This is a genomic window from Rheinheimera hassiensis, from assembly GCF_022436675.1.
GTDB classification, from domain to species: domain Bacteria; phylum Pseudomonadota; class Gammaproteobacteria; order Enterobacterales; family Alteromonadaceae; genus Alishewanella; species Alishewanella hassiensis.
Window position 1 is genome coordinate 1 of sequence record NZ_JAKUJZ010000027.1, and the last position, 405, is coordinate 405.

A 405-nucleotide genomic window follows, 5' to 3' on the forward strand; every position below is an offset into this window, starting at 1 on the left:
AGTGGCCAAAGGGATCAGACTGTAAATCTGCCGGCACTGCCTTCGAAGGTTCGAATCCTTCCCCCTCCACCATTTTCGTCAGGTGAATAGCTACGAGTAGGCCGCGGGCATCGTATAATGGCTATTACCTCAGCCTTCCAAGCTGAAGATGCGGGTTCGATTCCCGCTGCCCGCTCCAATCAAAAACGTTGCTGATATAGCTCAGGCGGTAGAGCGCATCCTTGGTAAGGATGAGGTCCCCAGTTCGATTCTGGGTATCAGCACCATCTTGACTCCTCTCTTGCTATCCAAGCACTAAACTAATTTAAATAACCGCCGTTTTGTTAAAAAGGGTCTATTCATGGCTAAGGCTAAATTTGAACGTAATAAACCGCACGTAAACGTAGGCACCATTGGTCACGTTGA

At 48.6% G+C, this 405-nt stretch carries 2 tRNA genes; both read left to right on the forward strand.

What is annotated here, in order from left to right:
- The first annotated feature begins 103 nt into the window (after positions 1 to 103).
- Positions 104 to 178 (forward strand) — tRNA-Gly (locus MJX74_RS21495).
- Positions 179 to 190: 12 nt separating this feature from the next.
- Positions 191 to 266, forward strand: a tRNA-Thr gene (locus MJX74_RS21500).
- Positions 267 to 405: the final 139 nt, after the last annotated feature.